Below are 1,322 nucleotides of genomic sequence, written 5' to 3' on the forward strand. Positions count from 1 at the left end.
TGAACCGCGCCGGGTTTGCCGGAGGCCATTTCGTTTAAGTTATGCGGCCCAGGCTGGTGCGTCCAGCATGGCGTAATACTGCTCCTCGGCTTCGGCCGGCGGTATGTTGCCGATAGGCTCCAGAAGGCGCCGGTGGTTGAACCAGTCGACCCATTCCAAAGTGGCGAACTCCACGGCTTCGAAGTTCCTCCATGGCCCTCGCCGATGGATGACCTCGGCCTTGTAAAGACCATTGATCGTTTCAGCGAGAGCGTTGTCATAGGAGTCGCCAACACTCCCGACCGACGGCTCGATGCCCGCTTCCGCCAGCCGTTCGGAATAGCGAATGGACACATATTGCGATCCGCGGTCGGAATGGTGAACCAGTCCGCCACGGTGGACGGGCCGCCGATCGTGAAGTGCCTGGTCGAGGGCATCGAGAACGAAACCCGCATGGGCAGTCCGGCTTGCTCGCCAACCGACGATGCGGCGAGCGAAGGCATCGATCACGAACGCGACGTAAACAAAGCCCTGCCAAGTGGCCACATACGTGAAATCAGAAAGCCAGAGCATGTTGGGCGCAGGCGCGAAAAAGTGCCGGTTCACCCGGTCGAGCGGGCAAGGCGCGGCCTTGTCCGACACGGTGGTTTTGACGGGTTTGCCACGAATGATGCCCTGCAGCCCCATTGCCCTCATAAGCCGAGCGACAGTGCAGCGGGCGATGTCGTAGCCTTCGCGTTGCAACTGCCGCCAGACTTTACGCACGCCATAGACCTGGAAGTTCTCATTGAACACCCGGCGTATCTCGATCTTCAGGCCGATATCGCTGCGGGCGCGAACCGACAGGCGGTCCACATCCAAGCGCTTGGCGACGTTCTCGTAATAGGTTGATGGGGCAATCGGCAAAAGCCTGCAGATTGGCTCGACCCCGAACACGCTACGGTGTTCGTCGATGAACGAGATCATCGTTTGAAGGGGCGGTCGAGCTCCGCCATCGCGAAATAAGCAGACGCCTTGCGCAAAATCTCGTTGGCCTGACGAAGCTCGCGGTTCTCCCGCTCAAGAGCCTTCATCTTCTCGGCTGCGTCGCTCGGCAAGCCTGCTCGTTTGCCGCTGTCGATCTCTGTCTTCTTCACCCATTCGTGCAGCGTTGCAGGTGAGCAGCCGATCTTCGCTGCGATAGATGAAACGGCCGCCCACCGCGATGGGTGCTCCGACTCGTGGTCCAGCACCATACGGATGGCACGTTCGCGGACTTCAGGTGAAAACTTGTTCGTTGTCTTGCTCATATCGGCTCCACTTTCTCAGAAGTTGGAGCCTCCGGCAAACCCGGCGCGGTTCAG

General features: G+C 59.8%; 1 protein-coding gene and 1 other annotated feature. The gene reads right to left on the reverse strand.

Translation table 11 applies throughout. From position 1 onward, the window contains the following. Window positions 1-39: 39 nt before the first annotated feature. Window positions 40-1,268 (reverse strand): IS3 family transposase gene (locus tag J2858_RS24050; protein WP_210107408.1). Its coding sequence is split into 2 segments (ribosomal slippage): window positions 40-974 and window positions 974-1,268, totalling 1,230 coding nucleotides; the frame shifts between segments, so codons are not numbered across the junction. Beyond that, window positions 871-987, reverse strand: a sequence feature (AL1L pseudoknot). Its footprint overlaps the gene before it by 117 nt. Window positions 1,269-1,322: the final 54 nt, after the last annotated feature.

The sequence above is a fragment of the Neorhizobium galegae genome (assembly GCF_017877135.1).
Classification (GTDB): domain Bacteria; phylum Pseudomonadota; class Alphaproteobacteria; order Rhizobiales; family Rhizobiaceae; genus Neorhizobium; species Neorhizobium galegae_A.